Raw genomic sequence first — 22,528 nt, forward strand, 5'->3', positions numbered from 1 at the left:
TGCGACCGTTGGAGCGCCGGGCCTCGACCGCCCGGTCCCCATCGGAGGCCAGGGCATGACACGGGACGCGGCGATCGCCGGGGCGGCGCGCTATTTCGACGAGGGCGGCTTCAAGGCCGATCTCGACCGCCGCATCGGCATCCGCACCGAGAGCCAGGCGACGGACCGCGCGCCGCTGCTCGACTACCTCCAGCGCGAGATCGGCCCGAGCCTGGCCCGGCTCGGCTTCGCCCTGCATCTCGTCCCCAACCCGGCAGCGCCCGACGCCCCGGCGCTGATCGCCCGGCGGCAGGAGGGCGACGGCCTGCCCGGCGTGCTGTGCTACGGCCATGGCGACGTGGTGCTGGGCGCGCCGGAGCGCTGGCGGGCCGGGCTCGACCCCTGGCGGATCACGGTCGAGGGCGACCGTTGGTACGGCCGTGGCACCGCCGACAACAAGGGCCAGCATTCGATCAACCTCGCCGCGGTCGAGCAGGTGCTGCAGGCGCGCGGCGGCCGGCTGGGCTTCAACATGGCCTTCCTGGTCGAGACCAGCGAGGAGATCGGTTCGCCCGGCCTCGACGAGATCTGCGCCGCCAACCGCGACCTGCTGGCGGCGGACGTGCTGATCGCCTCGGACGGGCCGCGGCTCGACGTCGCCAGGCCGATGATCGCGCTCGGCACTCGCGGCGTGATCAATTTCGACCTGCGCCTCAGCCTGCGCGAGGGCAGCCACCATTCCGGCAACTGGGGCGGCCTCTTGCCAAACCCGGCCACCATCCTGGCCAACGCTGTCGCGGCGCTGGTCGACGCCCGCGGCGCCATCCGCGTGCCCGGGCTGAGGCCGCCGCCGGTCCCGGACTCGGTACGCCGCGCGCTGGCCGATGTCGCCATCGCCCGCGACGCCGAGGGCGCGAAGCTGGCCGAGGGCTGGGGAGAGCCGGGGCTGAGCCCGGCCGAGCGGGTGTTCGGCTGGAACGCGCTGGAGGTGCTGGCCTTCACCGCCGGCACGCCGGACGCGCCGCAGAACGCGATCCCGCCCTCTGCCCGGGTGCATTGCCAGCTGCGCTTCGTCGTCGGCACCGATGTCTCGGACCTGCCCGGCACCGTCCGGGCCTATCTCGAAGCACAGGGCTTCGGCGGCATCGAGGTCAGCGAATCCGGCACGCCGATGCTGGCGACGCGGCTCGACCCCGACGACCCCTGGGCGCGCTGGGCCGCGGCATCGATCGCCGCCACCACCGGCGCGGCGCCGATGGTGCTGCCCAATGTCGGCGGGTCGCTGCCGAACGAGGTCTTCGCCGGCACGCTGGGCCTGGCCACGGTCTGGGTGCCGCACTCCTATGGCGGCTGCCGCCAGCACGGGCCCGATGAGCACCTGCTGGCCCCGCTCGCCCGCGAAGGGCTGCAGATGATGACGGGATTGTTCTGGGATCTCGGCGAGGCGGACGCTCCCCGGCCGTAGGTTGGGTTCGCGACCGCGAACCCAACCTACTCGGACCTCGGCCCTCGCGGCAGCAGGAACCGGTCCACGGCCTGAGCGAAGCCGTCGGAATCGTTGCCGGCGGTGGTGAAATGCGCCAGCGCCTTGACCTCGTCGATGGCGTTGCCCATGGCGATCGACAGGCCGGCGGCCCGGAACATCGGCGCGTCGTTGGCGGCGTCGCCGATCACCGCCACTTCCGCCGGATCCACCCCCACCGCCGCGGCGATGCGGCTGACTGCGTGGCCCTTGTCGGCCTGGGGGTGGTTGACGTCGAGGTAATAGCGCTGCGACCGGGCGGCGATGGCGCTGCCGCCCAGCAGACCGCGCAGCTCCGCCTCGCAGCGAGCCAGCATCTCGAAATCCTCGGACGAGCCGACGATCTTGCCCGCCCGCCCGAGATAGGGCCCGAAATCGCCGACGATGGTCGGCTCGAACCCCACCGTGTGCCGCTCCAGCGGCACATAGGGCCCGTCCGGGTCCATCGTCAGCCACTGGTTGTCGGCGAACACCCAGGCATCGGCGCCGAAGCGGCGCAGCGTTTCCAGCGTGGTCCGCGCCGCCGGCTCCGGCACCGTCAGCTCCGACATCACGCTCAGGTCCGGCCGGACCACGGCACCGCCATTGAAGCCGCCGAGCGGCAGGGTCAGGCCGAGTTGCCCGATCAGCCCAGCCAGGCCGCGCGGCGGCCGGCTGGAGACGATCGAGAAGCCGATGCCCGCCTTGCCCAGCCGGCGCACCGCCGCGACGGTGGCCGGGGTCAGCGCCTTGTCCGGGTCGACCAGCGTGCCGTCGACATCGGAGATCAGCAGGGCGATGCGCCCGGCCGGGGCGGGGGCGATCACGTCAGCGGCAGCCATGCGTACCCGTCCCGTGCCAGCAGTTCGTCGGCGCAGGCCGGGCCGTCGCTGCCGGCCGGGTAGAGGTCCGGCGGGTCGGTCAGCCCGGCCCACAGCGTCTGGATCGCCTGCACCTCGAACCAGCCGGACTCGATGTTGTCGGCGCGCTGGAACAACGTCGGGTCGCCGGTCAGGCAGTCGTAGATCAGCGTCTCGTATCCGGTCTGCGGCTCCGCCTTGAAGTGCTCGGCGTAGCGGAAATCCATCTCGACCTGGCCGAGCCGCATCTCCCGCCCCGGCACCTTGGCGGCGAAGCGCAGCGAGATGCCCTCATCGGGCTGGATGCTGATCACCAGCAGGTTCGGCGTCGGGGCGTTCACCGCGTCGCGGAACAGCACCGCCGGCGCCCGCTTGAACTGGATCGCGATCTCGGTCCGCCGCACCGCCAGCGACTTGCCGGTGCGCAGGTAGAAGGGCACGCCGGACCAGCGCCAGTTGTCGATCGCCAGCTTCATCGCGACATAGGTCTCGGTGCGGCTGTCCGGCGCCACGTCCGGCTCCTGCCGATAGGCCGCGCGGGGCTTGCCCAGGACCATCCCCGCATCGTACTGGCCGCGCACCACCACCCGGGCCGCTTCCTCGGGCGTCAGGTCGCGCAGCGCCTCGACCACCTTGGCCTTTTCGGTGCGCACCGCATCGGCATCGAAGGAGTTCGGCGCCTCCATCGCGGTCATGGCCAGCAGCTGGAACAGATGGTTCGGCACCATGTCGCGCAGCGCCCCGGTGGCGTCATAGAAGCGGCCGCGCCGCTCCACCCCCACCGTCTCGGCCGCGGTGATCTGCACGCACTCGATGTGGTCGCGGTCCCAGATCGGCTCGAAGATGCCGTTGCCGAACCGGAAGGCCATGATGTTCTGGACCGTCTCCTTCCCGAGATAATGGTCGATCCGGTAGATCTGCTTCTCGGTGGCGACGGCCAGCAGCCTGGCGTTGAGGTCGCGGGCAGAGGCCAGGTCGGTGCCGAACGGCTTCTCCACCACCAGCCGGCGGAAGGCGGTGTCGCTCTCGTCCAGAAGGCCGGCGGAGGACAATGCGGCGGCGATCGGGGCGAAGAAGCGCGGCGCCACCGCCAGGTAGAACACGGCGTTGGACGTGCCGGTGGCCTTGGCCCGCTGTGCCAGATGCTCCGCCAGGCGCCGGTAGGTGCCGACATCGCCGAAGTCGCCGGTCAGGTAGCGGACGCCGGCGGCCAGCCGGTTCCAGGCGGCTTCGTCGATGCCGTTCCGGGCGTCGCTCCCCAGCGTGTGCAGGGCTTCGCCCAGGGTCTTGCGGAAGGTCTCGTCGTTGTTTTCGACCCGGTCGACCCCGAGGATCTCGAAGCCCGAATCCAGCAGCCCCTCGCGCTCGAGGTGATAGAGGGCGGGGGTCAGCAGACGGCCGGTCAGGTCGCCCGAGGCGCCGAAGATGACGAAGGTGCAGGGCGGGGCCGGCGGGGTGCCGGCCGGCGCCGCGGGCGAGGGCGAGATCATCGCGGCCATGGCTCAGCCGCCCGCCGCCCGCTCGACATGGCCGCCGAACTTGTTGCGCATCGCCGACAGCAGCTTCTCGCCGAAGGTGTGCTCCTGGCGCGAGCGGAAGCGGACGTAGAGCGCGGTCGACAGCACGTCGGCCGGCACCGCCTCCTCCAGCGCCGCCATGATGGTCCAGCGGCCCTCGCCGGAATCGGCGACCGACCCGGTGTAGTTCGACAGGGTCTCGTTCTCGGCCAGCGCCATGGCGCTGAGGTCGAGCAGCCAGGAGGAGACGACGCTGCCGCGGCGCCACACCTCGGCGATGTCGGCGAGGTCCAGCTCGTAGCGCTCCGCCTCCGGCAGCTCGGCCGAATCCTTGTTCTTCAGGATGTCGAAGCCCTCGGCATAGGCCTGCATCAGCCCGTATTCGATGCCGTTGTGCACCATCTTGACGAAGTGCCCGGCGCCGGCCGGCCCGGCATGGATGTAGCCCTTCTCGGCCCGCGGGTCGCGGCCCTCGCGGCCCGGCGTGCGCTCGACCGTGCCCAGGCCGGGCGCCAGTGCCGCGAAGATCGGGTCCAGGTGGTCGACCGCGGCCTTGGTGCCGCCGATCATCATGCAGTAGCCGCGCTCCAGCCCCCAGACGCCGCCGGAGGTGCCGACGTCGACATAGTGCAGGTCCTTCGGCTCCAGCGCCGCGGCGCGGCGGATGTCGTCCTTGTAGAAGCTGTTGCCGCCGTCGATGACGATGTCGCCGGGGCTCAGGAGGCCGGCCAGCGCCGTCACCGTGTCCTCGGTCGGCGCCCCGGCCGGCAGCATCACCCAGACCGCGCGCGGCGCCGCCAGCCCGTCCACCAGGGCCTTCAGGTCGGCGGCCGGCTTGGCGCCGTCGGCGGCCAGCGCCTTGATCGCCTCGGCGCTGCGGTCGTAGACGACGCATTCATGGCCGGCGCGCATCAGTCGCCGGGCGATGTTGCCGCCCATGCGGCCGAGTCCGATCACCCCGAGCTGCATTCCGTCGATCCTCTCGTTTCCTTCCGGTGCGCTGATGGTAGCGTACCGACGCGTGATGACGTCGATGGTGCGCCCGCGCCGCGCCGGTTTCGAGTCCGAAAGCCGGGACCGCGGCGATCGGGCGCCGGGGAGGGATGCGATGGATCGAGGCGATCGGCCGCCGGGCGCGCCCGGCGGGCCGGCGCGGTGGACCTCCAGCGCCAAGTCGGGCGTCGGCACCGCCCTGTCCGGCACCAGCCGGGTCTGGTTCACCCTCAGCCACGGCATCCTGAACGAGATCTACTTCCCGCGAATCGACACCGCCTGCGTCCGCGACCTCGGGCTGATCGTCACCGGCCCCGGCGGGTACTTCGCGGAGGAGAAGCGCGACGCGCGGTCGGAGACCCGGATGATCGAGGCCGGCGTGCCGGCCTTCCGGCTGGTCAACACCGCGCTGGACGGGCGCTGGCGGATCGAGAAGTCGGTGCTGGCCCATCCGCGCGGCCCGGTGCTGCTGCAGGAGGTCGTCTTCACGCTGCACGAAGGCGAACCCGCGGACCACCGGCTGTTCGCCCTGCTGGCGCCGCATCTGGTCAATGCCGGCGCCGACAACGCCGGCTGGGTCGATGACACCAAGGGCACGCCGATGCTGTTCGCCAGCGGCACCGGCGGCGTGTCGCTGGCCCTGGCCGCCTCGGTGCCCTGGCGCGCCCGCTCGGTCGGCTATGTCGGCGCCTCCGACGGCTGGCAGACGCTGTCGCGGACCGGCGCGCTGAACCCGGCCTGGCGCCGGGCCGAGGCCGGCAACATCGCCCTGGCCGGGGAGATCGATCTGGCGCAAGCCCCCGGCGGCCGCTTCCTGCTGGCGCTCGGCTTCGGCGAACGGCCGGAGGAGGCGGCGCACCACGCCCTGGCCGGACTGCAAGGCGGCTTCGCCGAGGCGCAGGACGCCTATGTCGAGGGCTGGCGGCGCTGGCAGGCCGGGCTGCTGCCGCTCGACGGCACCGCGGGCTCCGGACCCGGCGCCTACCGCACCAGCACCGCGGTGCTGGCCAGCCATCAGACCATCGAGTTCCCCGGCGCCGCCATCGCCTCGCTGTCGATTCCCTGGGGCTTCCACAAGGGCGACGAGGATCTCGGCGGCTACCATCTGGTGTGGCCGCGCGACCTGGTCGAGACCGCGGGCGGCTTCCTGGCCGCCGGGGCGGTGGCCAAGGCCAAGGCGATCCTCGGCTACCTGCAGGCGATCCAGGAGGCGGACGGCCACTGGTCGCAGAATGTCTGGCTCGACGGCACCCCCTATTGGAACGGGGTGCAGATGGACGAATGCGCCTTCCCGATCCTGCTGGCCGACATGCTGCGGCGCGAGGGCGGCCTGGCCGGGGACGAGCTGGCCCGCTTCGTGCCGATGGTCCGGCGCGCCGCCGGCTTCATCCTGCGCAACGGCCCGGTCACCGGCCAGGACCGGTGGGAGGAGGATGCCGGCTACTCGCCCTTCACCCTGGCGGTGGAGATCGCGGCGTTGCTGGCCGCGGCCGACATCCTCGATCTCTCCGGCCAGGCGGAGGCGGCGCGCTGGCTGCGCCAGACCGCCGACACCTGGAACGACGAGGTCGAGCGCTGGACCTTCGCCGAGGGCACGGCGATCTGCGGCAAGCTCGGGCTCAAGGGCTACTATGTCCGCATCGCCCCGGCCGATGCGGCGGATGCCGCGTCGCCGCTCGACGGCTATGTGCCGGTGAAGAACCGGCCGCCGGGCGACGATGCGCGCAAGGCGGCGCTGCTGATCAGCCCCGACGCCCTGGCCCTGGTGCGCTTCGGCCTGCGCGCGCCGGACGATCCGCGCATCGTCGACACGGTGCGGGCGATCGACGCGGTGCTGAAGGCGGAGCTGCCGCAGGGCCCGGTCTGGTACCGCTACAACGACGACGGCTATGGCGAGCATGCCGACGGCGCGCCCTTCGACGGCACCGGCATCGGCCGGGCCTGGCCGCTCTTGACCGGCGAGCGGGCGCATTACGAGCTGGCGGCCGGACGCGTGGACGTCGCCAAGGCGCTGCTGGCGACGCTGGAACGCTCGGCCGGGGAGGGCGGGCTGCTGCCGGAGCAGGTGTGGGACGCCGACGATGTGCCGGAGCGCGAGCTGTTCCGCGGCCGGCCCTCGGGCAGCGCCATGCCGCTGGTCTGGGCCCATTCCGAGCACATCAAGCTGCTGCGCTCGCTGCGCGACGGCCGGGTGTTCGACCTGCCGCCGCAGCCTGTGCGGCGCTACCAGGTCGACAAGGTCGTCTCTCCCGCCCGGTGCTGGCGCTTCAATCAGAAGCGGCGGGCCTTGCCGGCCGGCAAGGTCCTGCGCCTGGAGCTGCCGGCGGCGGCGACGGTGCACTGGACCCTGGACGATTGGGGCACGATCCGCGACGACGCCACGGCCGAGACCCCCTTCGGCCTGCATGTCCTCGACCTGCCGACCGCAGAGGCGCCGCCCGGCACGCGCATCCGCTTCACCTTCCAGTGGCGCGACGCCGGAAGGTGGGAGGGTGCGGATTTCCTGGTGCTGGTCGACGGCGAGACCGGCATTGCGGCCGGCCACGCGGCCACCGGAGGTTGACGCCGCCTGACATAGCCCAACATGCTGACAGGACCACCAAGGAGGAACGCGCGTGAAGCCTGGCATCCTGGCGATCGATGTGGGGGGCACGGGGCTGAAGGCCGCCGTGATTGACGACCGCGGCCAGATGCGGTCGGACCGGCAGCGTGTGCCGACGCCGCATCCCTGCCCGCCGAAGCTGTTCCTCGACACCATCGCGGCGCTGGTCAAGCCGCTGCCCGAATTCGACCGCATCGCCGTCGGCTTTCCCGGCGTGGTCCGCGATGGGCGGGTGATCACCGCCCCCAATCTCGGCACCGGGGACTGGGCCGGCTTCGCCTTGGCCTCCGCCCTGTCGAAGCGGCTGGGCGGCGCCCCTGTGCGGATGGTCAACGACGCCGAGATGCAGGGGCTGGCCCTGGTCGAGGGCCGCGGGCTGGAGCTGGTGGTCACGCTCGGCACCGGCGTCGGCACGGGGCTGTTCCGCGACGGCGTGCCGACCCCGCATCTGGAGCTGGCGCACCACCCGCTGTCCAGGGGCGGCAAGACCTATGACGAATACCTCGGCAACGCCGCCTACGAGAAGATCGGCAAGAAGCGCTGGAACAAGCGCGTGAAGCGGATGCTGGAGGTGCTGGAGATCCTGCTGCATCCGGACCGGATTCACATCAGCGGCGGCAACGCCAAGCGCATCGATTTCGAGCTGCCTAAGGGTGTCACCATCGCCTCGAACGACGCCGGGATCGAAGGTGGCGCCGGGCTGTGGCGCGAACCGGCGGCCAGGCGCAAACCGGCGGTCAGACGCCCGGCCTCGAAGAGCGCCCCCGCCAAGCGCCCGGCGACCCGCCGCGCGAAGGCCTGACCGGCCGGTCGGCGCCGGGGCAGCAGCCCCGACGCCGTCCACCTACGCCGCCGCGGCTCGCATCTGTCGCGCCGCCGCGACCATGTTGGCCAAGGCCGGCCGCACCTCCGCCCATTCTCTTTCGATCTGATCAGGAACAATCAGATTTCTTGCAGGTTATTACCTGTTGCCGATACGGCGTATTTTTTGAAAATGTCCAACAAATCAGTAAATGGGGGGCGCAATGGCCGATATCAACGGCACGAACGGCAACGATTTCATTCACCGCGCCGACGACAGCACGCCGACGCCGCCCGGCTACACCGAAATCGAAGGAACCGGTGACGAGCCGGATACGGTCAATGGCCTCGGAGGCGACGATATCGTGTTCGCCAGCGTCGGCACCGACACGATCAACGGCGGCGACGGCAACGACTCCCTGTCCGGGCAGGAACAGAGCGACATCGTTCAGGGCGATGCCGGCAACGATACGGTGGTCGGCGGAGCGGCTGCCGATCAGGTGTTCGGCGACGCCGGGGCCGATACGCTCTACGGCGATTTCGAATTCGTCAGCGGAACGGGGAGTGCCGACACGGTCTCGGGCGGCGACGGCGACGATCGGATCTATGGCGGCGGCCTGACCGACACGCTCGCCGGGGGCAACGACAACGACGCCTTCCTGATCCGGACGGTGAGCGAGATCGATGGCCGGGCGGAATCGATGGATGGCGGTGCGGGGACCGATCGGCTCGAATTCGAAGGCGCCGGCGGCACGGTCAACCTTGTCGGCGCGATCTTCACCAGCGTGGAAGGACTGGTCCTCAATGGACAGACCGCCACGTTGACGGCGGCCCAGATCGGCGCGTTCCTCACCATCAGCGGCTCGGCCGCGACGGACCAGATCGTCCTGGCCGCAGCGGGAACGGTCGACCTCTCGAATGCCACCGTCGCCGGCATCGATGCTTTCATCGGATCGGCGGGCAACGACATTCTGGATTTCTTCGGCGTTGCCGCGGGCCAACGGCTGGAAGGCGGTGGCGGTGACGACGATGTGTTGGGCGGCTCCGGGGTGGACACGCTGATCGGCGGTGCCGGCGACGACATGCTGCGCGGCCGTGCCGGAGCCGACATCCTGGACGGCGGCGACGGCTCGGATTTCGCCAACTTCCAACAGTCCGGCGCCGCGGTGACGGTCGACCTCCTTGCCGGCAGCGGATCCGGGGGCGACGCCCAGGGGGACCAGCTCAGCAACATCGAGAACCTGTACGGATCAAGCCACGACGATCAGCTGACGGGCAACGACATCCGCAACATCATCGGCGGCGAGCTCGGCGACGACACGCTGGCGGGGAACGGCGGCGACGACAGCCTCTCGGGCGAGGCGGGCGACGACGGCCTCGATGGCGGCGACGGCAACGACCGGCTCGTCGGCGGCGCCGGCATCGACACCGCCCGCGGCGGCATCGGCAACGACTCGGTCGACGCCGGCAGCGACGACGACCGGGTCTTCGGCGAGGCCGGCGACGACATGATCGTCGGCGGCGCAGGCCATGACGAGATCGACGGCGGCGACGGCAACGACATCATCGAGGCCGGGGCCGACGCCGACACCATCATCGGCGGCGCCGGTATCGACACGGCGTCCTATGCCGGTTCTGCCGAGGCGGTGACCGTCAGCCTCCAGGCTGGCGCCGGCACGTTCGGCGACGCCGGCGGCGACACGCTGACCGGGGTCGAGCAGGTCATCGGATCCGCCTTCGCCGACAATCTCGCCGGCGACGCCGGCGCCAACACCCTCTGGGGCGGGGCCGGCAACGACCGTTTCGTCTACAGCAACGTCAACGAAAGCACCGTGGCCGCGTCCGGCAAGGACACGATCACGGATGTCTCGACCGGCGACCGGATCGACCTGTCCGCGATCGACGCCGACGGCAACGACGCCAATGGCGACACCGCCTTCACCTTCGGCGCCGGCGGCTTCACCGGCGCGGCAGGCGAGCTGCGGATCGTGGCTTTCGGCGACGGCCGCCAGGGCGTCTATCTCGACGTCGATGGCGACAGGACGCAGGACGCGCCCGGGCCGTCTGCTGAGGACTGTCCCGGCGCAGCCGCGTCGGTTGGGTTCGCATCGCGAAACCACGGTCGGCTCCGCCGTGATCAGCCGCCCTGCGGCGGTGGTCGATGGGCCGATGGGGTCAGCCGGTTCACCAGGGTGACGAGCTCCGAGCGTCGCGAGACTCCGATCTTGGCGTAGAGATGCTGGCAGTGGGTCCGCATCGTGGCCTGGCTGACGCCCAGGGCGGCGGACGCCTCGGCGATGGTCTCGCCCGCGGTGAGCCGGCGCAGCAGCCTGGCCTCCGCGGCGGTCAGCCCGAACAGGCGCGCCACGGTGTCGAGATCGGCGGGCAGCGGGGTTCCGGCGGCCACGATGAAGACCGCTGCCACGGCCTGCGGAACCAGCCGGGTCCGCAGGTCGCCGCGGGCCAGTGGCAGGACATGGGCCGTGGCGGCCGCCATGCCGTCACGGAGAAGCGGCACGCCGATGCCCGCGGCGCCGATGCCGGCCTCGTCCGACCGGGCCAGCGCGATCGCCCTTGCCAGCTCCCTGTTGGCCTCGGGATGCAGGGCGGCGAGACAGCCGCGCAGTGAGACGACCGGGGACCGGGCCTCGATCATGCGGCGCGCGGCATCGTTGGCGTGAAGGATCCGGGCCTTGGCGCCGACCACCACGACGCCGGTGGTGACGGTGTCGAGCGTGGCCCGCAGCACCTGCGCCTCGAGAGTCTTCATGTCCATCAGGTCGCCGATGGTGACGGCGCGGCGGATGTGCGGAGCCAGGAGCCGCATGGTGCCGAGATTGTCGTCGGTGACCGGGCCGGAGCTCTTGTGCCGCGACAGCGTGAAATCGCCGAGCCGGGTCGGCTCCCGCAGAAGCAGCAAAGCCAGGACATCGATGATGCCTCGCGGGCGAGCCCATTCGATGTTGTAGCGGGAGTTCTCGACCACGTCGTGCGGCAGCTCGCGCCGAACCGATGCCGGCTCGTCCAGCGGGCGCGAGCGGAGGTTGGGAACCGCGGCCCAGAACGCCGCGATCCCGGCCGCGTGGCCGGACATGTCGCTGAGGGTGGCGGGATCGTAGTTCCATGTCTGCACGAGATGCAGCCGCGAGTTTTCGAGGTCGCTGACCCTGATCGCGCCCGCCATGCAGTCGGTCACGCCGCAAATGGTCGCAATCGTATCCGGCCAGAGTGTCGGGTCGATCGTGCAATCATAAATGGATCCAATCAGCTCCGAGTATTGCTCCATGCTTTGAAATTTCATGAAGCCCTCGTCACAGAGAGTTTGGATTTTCAATAATACATTGCCGTGTTTGGCGCAGCAATACGGCCTGCGCCGGGAGGCGCTTCGGGAGAGGCAAGGGGAGGGGCCGCGCGCGTCCGCGCGGAGCGCGTTCGAGTTTTGCGTTTCCAGATCATGAAAGAGCCGGAACTTCGGATGGATCGCCATAGTGGTGCTTTTCATGCGCCTAAAAACATGGCTCACTCTCCGGAGCAGCGGGGCAGGGGAGGCGTCATGGCGCGGCCGCACGGGCACGGACGGGTGCTGACATCCAGCGATTTCGGGGCGACCACGGTCTATGCCTGCGGTCTCGACCAGCGCTTCAGCTACTGCGCCTATGTGCCGGAGGATTACGACGAGGACGGCCACGACCGCTGGCCGCTGGCGGTGATCGTGCACGGCACCGAGCGCGGCATGCAGGCCTATCGCGACGGCTTCGCCGATTTCGCCGAGCGGCACGGGGTGATCGTGCTGGCGCCCTTGTTCCCGGTCGGCATCACCGAACCGGGCGACCTGTCCAGCTACAAGCTGCTGCGCGCCGGCGACCTGCATTACGACGCGGTGCTGCTGGCGATGATCGCCGAGACCCGGGCCCGGTACCGGGTCGAGGGCGACCGGGTGCTGATGTACGGTTTCTCCGGCGGCGGCCACTTCACCCACCGCTTCCTGTACCTGCATCCGGAACGGCTGCTGGGCGCCTCGATCGGCGCGCCTGGTGTCGTCACCCTGCTCGATTTCGAGCATGACTGGTGGGTCGGGGTGCGCGACTTCGAGGCGGTGTTCGGCAAGCCGCTCGACCTCGACGCCATCCGCCGGGTGCCGGTGCACATGGTGATCGGCGGCGACGACACCGAGACCTGGGAGATCACGGTCAAGCCGGGCGACGCCTGGTGGATGCCGGGCGCCGACATCGCCGGCCGCAACCGCCAGGACCGGATGCGGTCGCTGCGCCGCAGCCTCGAGGCGCAGGGCGTCGCCGTGCAGCAGGACACCATCCCCGGCATCGCCCATGACGACCGCAAGCTGCTCGGTGCGGTGAAGAGCTTCTTCGGGGAGGTGCTGGCGCGGCGAAAAGCGGTCTGACAGTCAACAACGACAAACAGGGGGCAGTGATGAAGGCGATGTTCGGCGGGCTCGCGCTCGCCCTGGTCCTGGCTGCCGGTGCTTCGGCCCAGGACACGCCGCGCGACGGCGGCACCATCACCGTGGCGCTGAATGCGGATATCCGCAGCAGCGACCCCGGCATCAACCGCGACGGCAACACCGACACGGTGATGCAGCATGTGGTCGAATCCCTGGTCGGATACCGCGAGGACCTCACGGTCGGCCCGGCCCTGGCGGAGTCCTGGACGGTCACGGATGACGGCCGCACCTACGACTTCAGGATCCGCAAGGGGGCGCTGTTCCACAACGGCAAGCCGGTCACCTCGGCCGAGGTGAAATGGAGCTGGGACCGGCGCTGGGCGACCGACAGCTGGACCTGCCGGCCGGTCTTCGACGGCAGCGCCGGGCTCAAGGTCGAGGCGGTGGAGACGCCGGACCCGCAGACCATCCGCTTCCGCCTGGCCGAGCCGAACGCCCTGTTCCTGGCGCAGCTCGCCAACGTCCAGTGCTTCGCCACCGGCACGGTCAGCCCCGACAGCCTCAACCCGGACGGCAGCTGGAACGCGCCGGTCGGCACCGGCCCGTATAAGCTGGCGTCCTGGAAGCGCGGCGAGGCGGTGGTGCTGCAGCGCTTCGCCGACTACAGGCCGCTGCCCGAGCCCGGCAGCGGCTATGCCGGCGCCCGCATCGCCCATGCCGACACCATCCGCTTCCAGATCGTGCCCGACCCGGCAACGGCGGAGGCGGCGCTGGCCACCGGCGGGGTCGACCTGCTGCCCAGCCTGGCGCCGGGGCAGATCGACCAGGTCAAGGCCAATGGCGGGACGGTCGAGACCGCCCAGGGCCTCGGCTGGTCGGTGATCCTGGTCCAGACCGCCGATCCGCTGCTGTCCGACCTGCGCATCCGCCGGGCCATCGCCCATGCGCTCGACCTGAAGCAGATCGCCCAGGCGCGGTCCTACGGCCTGGCCGAGGCCAACCCCTCGGCCGTGGCCCGCAGCAGCACCTTCTTCGACGAAAGCTTCCTCGACTGGCCGGCCTATGACCCGGCCAAGGCGCAGGCGCTGCTGCAGGAGGCCGGCTACAAGGGCCAGCCGATCACCATCCAGACCAACAAGCGCTATGACGGCATGTACGACAATGCCGTGATGGTCCAGGCGATGCTGGCCGCGGCCGGGATCGACGCGCGGCTGGAGGTGCTGGACTGGGCGACGCAGCTCGACAACTACATCGCCGGCAAGTTCCAGCTGCAGTCCTTCGCCTTCTCGGCCCGGCTCGACCCGTCGCTGCTCTACGGCATCCTGATCGGCAGCAAGGCGGAGGATCCGGGCAACCAGTGGGACGACCCGAAGGCGGCGGAGCTCCTGGCCCGATCGATCCGCACCGAGGATCCCGCGCAGCGCAAGCAGGCGCTGATGCAGCTGCACGCGCTGATGGCGCAGCAGCTGCCGATCATCGGCCTCTACTACGATCCGGCGGTCGACGCGGTCGGGCCGAAGCTGAAGGGCTACAAACCCTGGGCGGCCGACAAGCCGCGGCTCTGGGGCGCCTGGAAGGCGGAGTAGGGGCTACTCCTCCCGATAGCCGAACCTCGGCGCGTTGCCGGTGGCGCCGTAGTAGCGGTAGGGCAGGAACTTGCCGGACATCGTCATCTTCACCCGGTCGCCGGCCGGGTCGGGCTGGCGCTCGATCTGCAGATCGAAGTCGATCGCCGACATGATGCCGTCGCCGAACTCCTCCTGGATCAGCTCCTTCCAGGTGGTGCCGTAGACCATCACCAGCTCGTAGAAGCGGTAGATCAGCGGGTCGGTCGGCGGCGCCTGGAACGACCCGCGATAGGGCGGCTCGTTCAGCATCCGCTGCTCCGCCGGGGACAGGCCGAACAGGATCGCGGCTTCCGCTGCCTGCGGCTTGGTCAGCTTCATCTGGCCGAGCAGGGCGGCGGTGACCAGCACCGGCGAATGGCCGCCGATGGTCTCGGCGATCTCGCGCCAGGTCCAGCCCTTCTCGCGCTTGATGTCCAGGATCTTCTCGGTCAGCTCCTCGCGCTTCATGGCGGCATCCTTTCCGGTCGGTGGTCGCGAACCGATCGGAGTCCCACGCAACTGCCATGCCAGCGGCGATCAGTCGTCGCCGGTGCTGCCGCGCAGCCGCTTCACCGACGACCGTTTGCTCTTGGAATCGAGCCGCCGGATCTTGCTGCCCAGCGTCGCCCGGGTCGGACGGCGCTTCTTCGGCGCCACCGCGGCGCGCTGGAACAGGTCGACCAGCCGGGCCAGCGCCTCGGCCCGGTTGCGCTCCTGGCTGCGGTGCTCGCGGGCGGTGATCACCAGCACGCCGTCCTTGGTCAGGCGCTGCCCGGCCAGGGTCTCCAGCCGCGCCCGCATGTCCTCCGGCAGCCCGGCGCGATCGATCGGGTAGCGCAGCTGCACCGCGGTCGCGACCTTGTTGACGTTCTGCCCGCCCGGGCCGGAAGCGAGGATGAAGCTCTCCTCGAAGTCGCGCTCGTCCAGCGCGATGCGGGCGGTGATGCGGATCATGGCCGGGACCCTCGCACGGCCGGGCGCGCTTGTCATGCCCCCGCCGCTGTGCCATCCCGGTCCGGGCGGAGGAGACGCGATGACCATCAGGCTGAGGCATATCGAGGCGCTGCAGGCGGTGCAGAAGGCCGGGTCGATCACCGGCGCGGCCGAGCTCTTGAACGTCTCGCAGCCGGCGGTCAGCAAGCTCTTGCGCCATGCCGAGGACCAGCTGGGGCTGCGCCTGTTCGAGCGGGTCAAGGGCAAGCTGGTGCCGACCCGCGAGGCCAAGCTGCTCGAGGTCGAGATCGACCGCACCTTCGCCGGGCTGGAGCGGATCTCCAGCATCGCCGCCAACCTCCGGCGCGGGCGCGAGGGCCATGTCCGCATCGCCTGCCTGCCCAGCCTCGGCTTCGGCTTCATGACCGAGCAGATGGCGTCGTTCCACCGCCGCCACCCGGGCGTCAGCTTCGACCTGCGCACCCACCACACCCGCGAGATCCTGGAGCTGATCGCGACCAACAGCCTCGACCTCGCCATCGCCTACGAGCCGGCGCTGCCGCCCGGCATGCGCAAGATCGCGATCGGCACCTCGCGGCTGGTGCATCTGTCGACCGCGCCGCTCGGGCCGGGCGAGGCGGCGGCGATCACGCTCGACCGGATCGACGTCGAGACGCTGATCGGCGTCGACCCCGACACCTCGATCGGCGCCACCCTGTCCGACGCCTTCGACCGCGCCGGCATCCGCTACGCCCCGAAGAACCTGATCCAGACCTACTACCTGGCCCTGCCGCTGGTGCGCTACGGCGCCGGATCGGCCATCGTCGACGAGCACACGGCCCAGGCCTGGGCCGTGCCGGACGTCACCGCCCGCGCCATCGTGCCGGAGATCACCCTGCCGATCACGGCGCTGCACCACGAGAACTACCCGCTGTCGCAGGCGGCGCACCTGTTTCTCGACCACCTCACCGGCAAGCCGACGCAGCGCACCCGCAGCGCCAGGCGATAACGCCCGATGCGGAGGCCATAACCGGCCGGAATTTGACAGCCGCCGGGGCGCCGGGCATCACGAAGGACCCGTTCCGCTTCCGCACAGGACGATCATGCCCCCCTCCTCGAAACATGGGCCCGTCATCGGAGTGACCCTGGATGCCGAGGAGCCGGGCGGCTACTCCTCCTCGCCCTGGTACGCGCTGCGGCAGAACTACTGCGAGTCGCTGGCCGAAGTCGGCGCCGTGCCGCTGGCGCTGCCGCATCTGGTCGATGCGGTCGACCGCTATCTCGACCTGTGCGACGGCGTCGTCGTCACCGGCGGCGGCTTCGACGTCGACCCCGCGCTCTGGGGCGCAAGCTCGGTGCACGAGACGGTGAAGACCAAGCCGGTGCGCACCCAGTTCGAATGGGCGCTGGTGCAGGGCGCGGTGGCACGCAACAAGCCGGTGCTCGGCATCTGCGGCGGCGAGCAGCTGCTGGCGGTGGTGCTCGGCGGCACGCTGGTGCAGCACATCCCGGCCGAGATCGACAACGCGCTCGACCACAGCCCGGAGCGCAAGATCCACGACCCGGCCGGCTGGAAGGCGGCGCATGAGGTCGAGATCACGCCCGGCACGCTGCTGTCCCGCATCACCGGGGCGGCGCGCTTCGGCGTCAACAGCTCGCACCACCAGGCGGTGAAGGCGGCCGGGCCCACGCTCATCGTCTCCGGCGTCGCCCCCGACGGTGTGGTCGAGGCGGTGGAGCATCCGGGCCAGCGCTTCTGTCTCGGCGTGCAGTGGCACCCGGAATATCTGCGCAGCGAGGCCGACCGTGCCGTGCTCGCCGCCTTCGTCGCCGCCTGCGCCGGCTGATGGACGCCGCGCTGATCCGGGACCTGCTGGACGAGTTCAAGGGCGAGGTCGGTCCCGAGGATTTCGGCCTGACGGTCCGGCTCTATCCCGGCCGGCTGCGCGACGGCGCGACCGACCGCTATTCCGCCGGGCCGGTCTTCGGCCATCGCGACGACATCTCGGTCTATCCGGCCAGCACCTGCAAGAGCTTCTACCTGGTCGCCTTCCAGCACTGGGTCGAGACGGGGCAATTGCAGCCGGACGAGGAGGATCTGCGCGCCCTGTCGGCGATGATCCGCCAGTCCAGCAACGACGCCACCACCTACCTGTTCGGCCGCATGACCGGCACCACGCCGGGCGGGCCGCTGCCGGAGGCGGAGATGGCGGCGTGGTGGGACAGGCGCCAGGCGATCCAGCGCTGGTTCGAAGGCTGGGCCTGGCCCGAGTTCGACCGGCTGCGGCTGTGGCACAGCACCTACGAGGATTCACCCTATGGGCGCGAGAAGGCGGCGCGCATCCATGGCGGCAACCTGATCGCGCCGCGCGCGGCGGCGGCGCTGCTGCACGGCATCGTCGCCGGACAGCTGGTCTCGCCCGCGGCCTGCGGCCGGATGATGGACCTGCTCGACCGCGAGCATGAGCGCGACCCGGACCAGTTGCCGCCGGGCTACGAGGACCAGGTCCGCGGCTTCCTCGGCGAAACCCTGCCGCGCGACGTCCGGCTGTGGTCGAAGGCCGGCTGGACCGGCGAGACCCGGCACGACATGGCCTATTGGGAGGCGCCGTCCGGCCGCAGCCTCGTCGTCGCGGTCTACACCGTCGGCCCGCACATGGCCCAGAATCGGCGATTCCTGCCGGCGGTCGGCGCCCGGCTGCACACGCTGCTCGAGGCGTAGGGGATGTCCATGCCGCCTGTCTGGCACGATGACGACCGTTCGCCGAACTACGCCCATCTGGCGGCGCCCTTCGCCGACACCGTCTTCACGGCGGATACCGGGGCCTTCGAGACCCTGTGCCGGCTGTCCCGCTTCCGGCCACGAGGGACGACGATCCTGTTCGGGCTGCGCGGCTGTGCCTTGTCCGAGCCGGACTCCGCCGGCTTGTGGTCCGAGGCGCTGCGGCTGCGCGAGGCGCGGCCGGACCATCGTGCTCCGCGCTGCGTCCTCGGGGTCTGGGACCGGCCGGCGGGCCGGCTGATCGCCTGGCCCGGCTCGACGGTCCCGAACGCGCACTACATGCGCCTCCAGGCCGAGGCGCCGGACCGGCGGATCGCCAACATGCTGGCGCCCGGGCTGCATCCCTATGTGGTCGGTCCGCATGTGCCGGCCGGCCGCCCGGCGGAGGAAGGGGCGTTCCAGCTCGACCGCACCGTCGAGGTGCCGGTCTGGCGCTCGCCCGACGCCGCCGGCTACGACCTGTCCGGCCGTTTCGACATCTGCGTGCCGGAGGACAACATCCACGCCGCCGGCTGGCCGGGCGACGGCATAGAATTTTCCTCCGCCGGCTGCCAGACCCTGCCGGGCCGGCATCTGCCGCCGGCCGACCCGACCGGCAACTACGCCGCGTTCCGCGTGGCGGCCGGCCTCGCCGCCAGCCCGGACCCGACCGAGATCGGCCTGGCCTTCGACGACCTGCTGATCACGGGCCGGCACCTGCGCTTGGTGGCGGAGCGGGGGGCCGCGTCCGGCCTGGCGCGGCTGATGCCGGGGTCGAGCGGTCCCGAGGTCCGGCTGCTGCAGGACGCCTTCATCGCCCTTGGCCGAATCCCGGACTGGGGCTTCACCGCCGGCGTGTTCAACGGCTTCACCGCCAAGGCGGTCTACGACTGGCAGCTCTCCTCCGGCCGGGCCGCGGACGGCGTGCTGCGGCCGGAGGAGGCGGCGGCGCTGGGCTTCACGCTCGGCTGAACCGCAACCCCGGGTCAGCCGCGTAGGTTGGGTTCGCCGCGGCGAACCCAACATGGCGTTGGCCGTTGCGGCCGGATGTTGGGTTCGCTTGCCGCGAACCCAACCTACGATTGAGCTCAGGCCTCGGCGGCCGCCAGCGCCACCGGGCGGAAATTGGCGAAGTCCCAGTGCCGGCCCGGCGCCGCCTCGAACAGCTGGCGGGTGTAGGCGTCGCGCGGGCGGCGCAGCACCTCGGCCGCCGGCCCGATCTCCACCACCCGGCCCTGGCGCATCACCGCGACCTCGTCGCAGATCTGCGCCGCGACGCGCAGGTCGTGGGTGATGAACAGGATGGCGATGCCGAGCCGGGCCTGGATCTCGTCCAGCAGCGCCAGCACCTGGGCCTGAACCGAGACGTCGAGCGCCGAGACCGCCTCGTCGGCGACCAGCAGGTCCGGCTCCATCGCCAGGGCCCGGGCGATGGCGATGCGCTGGCGCTGGCCACCGGAGAACTGGTGCGGGAAGCGCTCCAGCGCCGTGGCGTCGAGCCCGACCAGCGGCATCAGCCGCCGCGCCCGCTCCAGCGCCTCGGTGCGCGGCAGGCCGAAATTCATCGGCCCCTCGATCAGGGTGTCGGCGATCCTCAGCCGCGGATTGAGCGACCGGTAGGGGTCCTGGAACACGATCTGCGCCCGGCGGCGATGCGGCCGCAGCCGCCGGCGCGACAGCCCGGCCACATCGGTGCCGCCGATCCGGATCTCGCCGGCGGAGGGTTCGATCAGGCGCATGACGCAGCGCGCCACGGTCGACTTGCCCGAGCCGGACTCGCCGACGATGCCGAGGGTGCGGCCCGGCGCCAGACGCAGGGTCACGCCCTCGGCGGCGGCGACCTCGCGCGTCCGGGCGAGGCCGGACCGGCTGCGATAGGTCTTGCCCAGGCCGACCGTCTCCAGGACCGGCGGGGCGGCGACCGGCGCGCGCGGCGCCCGCGGCACCAGGCTCGGCACCGCCGCGATCAGCTCGCGGGTATAGACCTGGGCCGGCCGCCGCAGGATGTCCTGCGTGCCGCCGGTCTCGACCAGCCGGCCGCGCCGCATCACCACGACGCGGTCGGCGATCTCGGCGACCACGCCCATGTCGTGGGTGATGAACAGCACGGCCGTGCCCTGCTGCTCCTGCAGCTCGCGGATCAGGCTCAGGATCTGGCGCTGGGTGGTGACGTCCAGCGCCGTGGTCGGCTCGTCGCAGATCAGAAGGCGCGGCCGCAGCACCAGCGCCATGGCGATGACGATGCGCTGGCGCTGCCCGCCCGACAGCTGATGCGGGTAGGAGGCGAAGAGGCGGTCGACCTCGGGCAGGTGCACCTGCTGCAGGATCTCCAGGATGCTGGCGCGCCTTTCGGCGGCGCCGAGGCCGGTGTGGGTGCGCAGCACCTCCTCGATCTGCCGGCCGACGGTGGCGACCGGGTTCAGCGCCGTCATAGGCTCCTGGAACACCATGGCCATGCGGGTGGCGCGCAGGGCGCGCAGCCGCGTGGGCGAGGCGCTCAGCAGCTCCTCGCCCTCCAGCCGGATCGACCCCGCCGCCGGCTCCAGCGCCCGGCGCGGCAGCAGCCCCATGGTGGCCAGCGCGGTGACCGACTTGCCGGAGCCGCTCTCGCCGACGACGCAGACGGTCTCGCCGGCCCGGACCTCGAGCGAGACGTCTTCGACCACCCGCGGCAGGCCGGCCGGGCCGGAGATGCGGACGGCGAGGTTGCGGATCTCCAGGACGGGTGAGTCAGGGGCGGTGGTGTCCGGCATCTCAGCCCCTCTTCGCCATGCGCGGGTCCAGCGCGTCGCGCAGCGCATCGCCGACCAGGTTGACCGACAGCACCGTCAGCGACACCAGCAGGCCGGGCCACAGGATCAGCGTCGGCTTGACCAGGAAGTAGTTGCGGCCCTCGGCGATGATGTTGCCCCAGGTCGGGATCTCCGGGCTCAAGCCCGCACCGAGGAAGGAGAGGATCGATTCCGTCAGGATCGCCGAGGCGCAGACATAGGTGCCCTGGACGATCAGCGCCGGCAGGGTGTTCGGCATCAGGTGCCGCCACAGGATCCGGGGCAGCGAGGTGCCGGCGGCGATCGCGGCCTCGACATAGGGCTCCTCCCGCGCCGACAGCACCACCGACCGCACCAGGCGGACCACGCGCGGGACCTCCGGGATGGTGATGGCGACCAGCACGGTCCAGAGCGTGGCGCCGGACAGCGCGACCACGGCGATGGCGAGCAGGATGTTCGGGATCGCCATCAGCCCGTCCATAACCCGCATCACCACGGCGTCGACGGCGCGGAAGAAGCCGGAAACGAGGCCGACGGCGAGGCCGATGGCGACGCTGACCGCGGCGGCGCCGATGCCGACCACCAGCGACACCCGGGCGCCGTAGACGATGCGGGAATAGACGTCACGGCCATAGGCGTCGGTGCCCAGCCAATGTTCCCAGGTGCTGGGCTTCAGCCGCAGCGCCGGGGCCATCGCCGCCGGATCCTGGGTGAACAGCAGCGGCGCGAACAGGGCGCCGAGGATGATCAGCACCAGGACCAGCGCTGCGATCAGCGTCGGCAGGTTGGCGGTCAACGCCGTGGCCGCGGCCTGGAGCGGGCCGCGCTGCGGCAGGTCCAGAGGGGCGTCGGCGGCCATCAGTAGCGGATCCTCGGGTCGAGCGCGGTGTACATCAGGTCTATGGCCAGATTGACCGCGACATAGACGAAGGAGGTCAGCAGGATCACCGCCTGGATCACCGGATAGTCGCGCGCCAGCACCGCCTCCACCGTCAGCCGGCCGATGCCGGGCAGGTTGAACACGCTCTCGGTCACCACCACGCCGCTGATCAGGAGGGCTATGCCGATGCCGATCACAGTGACGATCGGCACCGCCGCGTTGCGCAGGGCGTGACGGAACAGCACGGCGCGCTCGCTGATGCCCTTGGCCCGCGCGGTGCGGACATAGTCCTCGCCCATCACCTCGATCACGCTGGTCCGGGTGATGCGGGCGATCAGCGCGATGTAGACGAGGCTGAGCGTCGCCACCGGCAGGATCATGCGCTGCAGGAACGGCCAGAGGCCGTCGGCCAGGCTCTTGAAGCCCTGCACGGGCAGGAGCTTCCATTCGATCGCGAACAGCAGGATCCAGAGATAGCCGACGACGAAGACCGGCACCGAGAAGCCCAGCACCGAGACCGACATGGTGATGCGGTCGACCCAGCCGCCCTGGCGCCAGGCGGCGAGGGTGCCGAGCGGCACCGCCACCGCGACGGCGACGACGATGGTCAGCACGGCCAGGCTCAGGCTCGGCTCCAGCCGCTGGCCGACCATCTGCACCACCGGAACCTTGGAGATCAGCGACACGCCGAAATCGCCGTGCAGCAGCCGGCCGATCCAGCCCAGGAACTGGACATGGAGCGGCTGGTGGAGGCCGAGCGCCGCGCGGATGGCGGCCAGTTGCTCCGGCGACGCCTGGTCGCCGGCGATGATCGCCGCCGGGTCACCGGGCGTCAGCCGCAGCAGCAGGAACACCACCAGCGCCACCACCAGGATCACGGGCAGGGTGGCGAGGATGCGGCGGGCGAGATAGGTCAGCACG

The 22,528-nt window shown here is 71.0% G+C and carries 19 protein-coding genes; 10 read left to right on the top strand and 9 right to left on the bottom strand.

Translation table 11 applies throughout. From position 1 onward, the window contains the following. The first annotated feature begins 55 nt into the window (after window positions 1-55). Window positions 56-1,444 carry a M20 family metallopeptidase gene (locus ACFW16_RS14930; protein ID WP_380306228.1) on the top strand — a complete coding sequence of 463 codons (1,389 nt, stop codon included), beginning with the start codon at window positions 56-58 and terminating at the stop codon, window positions 1,442-1,444. A gap of 26 nt (window positions 1,445-1,470) precedes the next feature. Here ACFW16_RS14930 and ACFW16_RS14935 read toward each other — a convergent pair whose 3' ends face one another. The 3 genes from ACFW16_RS14935 to gnd are packed head-to-tail and all read right to left on the bottom strand — an operon-like array spanning window position 1,471 to window position 5,078. Further along, complete coding sequence (locus ACFW16_RS14935) at window positions 1,471-2,322, bottom strand: HAD family hydrolase (RefSeq protein ID WP_380306230.1); 852 nt, start codon at window positions 2,320-2,322, stop codon at window positions 1,471-1,473. After that, window positions 2,304-3,839, bottom strand: coding sequence for a glucose-6-phosphate dehydrogenase (zwf, locus tag ACFW16_RS14940; RefSeq protein WP_380306232.1), 1,536 nt, complete (start codon window positions 3,837-3,839; stop codon window positions 2,304-2,306). The genes ACFW16_RS14935 and zwf overlap by 19 nt, the downstream gene beginning before the upstream one ends. 3 nt (window positions 3,840-3,842) lie before the next feature. Next, window positions 3,843-5,078, bottom strand: coding sequence for a phosphogluconate dehydrogenase (NAD(+)-dependent, decarboxylating) (gnd, locus tag ACFW16_RS14945; protein ID WP_380306233.1), 1,236 nt, complete (start codon window positions 5,076-5,078; stop codon window positions 3,843-3,845). Between gnd and ACFW16_RS14950 the strand changes: the two genes are divergently transcribed. The 3 genes from ACFW16_RS14950 to ACFW16_RS14960 all read left to right on the top strand — a co-directional run bounded on the left by ACFW16_RS14950 (window position 4,966) and on the right by ACFW16_RS14960 (window position 10,487). Beyond that, on the top strand, window positions 4,966-7,413 hold the full coding sequence (locus ACFW16_RS14950; protein WP_380306235.1) for a glucan 1,4-alpha-glucosidase: 2,448 nt from the start codon (window positions 4,966-4,968) through the stop codon (window positions 7,411-7,413). The genes gnd and ACFW16_RS14950 overlap by 113 nt on opposite strands. 52 nt (window positions 7,414-7,465) lie before the next feature. Then, window positions 7,466-8,254 carry an ROK family protein gene (locus ACFW16_RS14955; protein WP_380306237.1) on the top strand — a complete coding sequence of 263 codons (789 nt, stop codon included), beginning with the start codon at window positions 7,466-7,468 and terminating at the stop codon, window positions 8,252-8,254. Between the two features lie 223 nt (window positions 8,255-8,477). Next, on the top strand, window positions 8,478-10,487 hold the full coding sequence (locus tag ACFW16_RS14960; RefSeq protein WP_380306238.1) for a calcium-binding protein: 2,010 nt from the start codon (window positions 8,478-8,480) through the stop codon (window positions 10,485-10,487). Here ACFW16_RS14960 and ACFW16_RS14965 read toward each other — a convergent pair. Further along, window positions 10,391-11,740: a helix-turn-helix transcriptional regulator gene (locus tag ACFW16_RS14965; RefSeq protein WP_380306240.1), complete on the bottom strand. Its 1,350-nt coding sequence runs from the start codon at window positions 11,738-11,740 to the stop codon at window positions 10,391-10,393. The genes ACFW16_RS14960 and ACFW16_RS14965 overlap by 97 nt on opposite strands. 66 nt (window positions 11,741-11,806) lie before the next feature. Here ACFW16_RS14965 and ACFW16_RS14970 point away from each other — a divergent pair, with 66 nt between their 5' ends. Further along, window positions 11,807-12,655 carry an alpha/beta hydrolase gene (locus ACFW16_RS14970; RefSeq protein WP_380306242.1) on the top strand — a complete coding sequence of 283 codons (849 nt, stop codon included), beginning with the start codon at window positions 11,807-11,809 and terminating at the stop codon, window positions 12,653-12,655. A gap of 29 nt (window positions 12,656-12,684) precedes the next feature. Next, entirely contained in the window at window positions 12,685-14,241 is a 1,557-nt protein-coding gene (locus tag ACFW16_RS14975) for an ABC transporter substrate-binding protein (protein ID WP_380306244.1), read from the top strand. 3 nt (window positions 14,242-14,244) lie between these two features. Here the strand turns inward: ACFW16_RS14975 and cynS are convergent, their stop codons facing one another. Together cynS and arfB are read right to left on the bottom strand one after the other, a co-directional pair. Beyond that, on the bottom strand, window positions 14,245-14,730 hold the full coding sequence (gene cynS, locus ACFW16_RS14980) for a cyanase (RefSeq protein WP_380306246.1): 486 nt from the start codon (window positions 14,728-14,730) through the stop codon (window positions 14,245-14,247). Window positions 14,731-14,799: 69 nt separating this feature from the next. Further along, on the bottom strand, window positions 14,800-15,216 hold the full coding sequence (gene arfB, locus ACFW16_RS14985) for an alternative ribosome rescue aminoacyl-tRNA hydrolase ArfB (RefSeq protein ID WP_380306248.1): 417 nt from the start codon (window positions 15,214-15,216) through the stop codon (window positions 14,800-14,802). 79 nt (window positions 15,217-15,295) lie between these two features. On the opposite strand from arfB, the gene ACFW16_RS14990 reads away from it, so the two are divergent. The 4 genes from ACFW16_RS14990 to ACFW16_RS15005 all read left to right on the top strand — a co-directional run bounded on the left by ACFW16_RS14990 (window position 15,296) and on the right by ACFW16_RS15005 (window position 18,928). Continuing rightward, a complete protein-coding gene (locus ACFW16_RS14990; RefSeq protein ID WP_380306250.1) occupies window positions 15,296-16,204 on the top strand; it encodes a LysR family transcriptional regulator in 909 nt (302 codons plus the stop codon). Window positions 16,205-16,298: 94 nt separating this feature from the next. Continuing rightward, a complete protein-coding gene (locus ACFW16_RS14995) occupies window positions 16,299-17,042 on the top strand; it encodes a gamma-glutamyl-gamma-aminobutyrate hydrolase family protein (protein ID WP_380306252.1) in 744 nt (247 codons plus the stop codon). Then, complete coding sequence (locus tag ACFW16_RS15000) at window positions 17,042-17,917, top strand: serine hydrolase (RefSeq protein ID WP_380306254.1); 876 nt, start codon at window positions 17,042-17,044, stop codon at window positions 17,915-17,917. Before ACFW16_RS14995 ends, ACFW16_RS15000 begins: the two co-directional genes overlap by 1 nt. A gap of 3 nt (window positions 17,918-17,920) precedes the next feature. Next, window positions 17,921-18,928 carry a peptidoglycan-binding protein gene (locus ACFW16_RS15005; protein WP_380306256.1) on the top strand — a complete coding sequence of 336 codons (1,008 nt, stop codon included), beginning with the start codon at window positions 17,921-17,923 and terminating at the stop codon, window positions 18,926-18,928. Window positions 18,929-19,044: 116 nt separating this feature from the next. Here the strand turns inward: ACFW16_RS15005 and ACFW16_RS15010 are convergent, their stop codons facing one another. Genes ACFW16_RS15010 through ACFW16_RS15020 form a run of 3 tightly spaced genes read right to left on the bottom strand, consistent with a single transcriptional unit; the run spans window position 19,045 to window position 22,527 of the window. Next, complete coding sequence (locus ACFW16_RS15010; RefSeq protein WP_380306258.1) at window positions 19,045-20,709, bottom strand: dipeptide ABC transporter ATP-binding protein; 1,665 nt, start codon at window positions 20,707-20,709, stop codon at window positions 19,045-19,047. Window position 20,710: 1 nt separating this feature from the next. Continuing rightward, complete coding sequence (locus ACFW16_RS15015) at window positions 20,711-21,586, bottom strand: ABC transporter permease (RefSeq protein WP_380306260.1); 876 nt, start codon at window positions 21,584-21,586, stop codon at window positions 20,711-20,713. Continuing rightward, window positions 21,586-22,527 (bottom strand): ABC transporter permease, encoded by a 942-nt coding sequence (locus tag ACFW16_RS15020; RefSeq protein WP_380306262.1) that lies wholly within the window; start codon window positions 22,525-22,527, stop codon window positions 21,586-21,588. Before ACFW16_RS15020 ends, ACFW16_RS15015 begins: the two co-directional genes overlap by 1 nt. Window position 22,528 lies beyond the last annotated feature (1 nt).

It is taken from the genome of Inquilinus sp. NPDC058860 (assembly GCF_042743185.1).
GTDB lineage: Bacteria > Pseudomonadota > Alphaproteobacteria > DSM-16000 > Inquilinaceae > Inquilinus.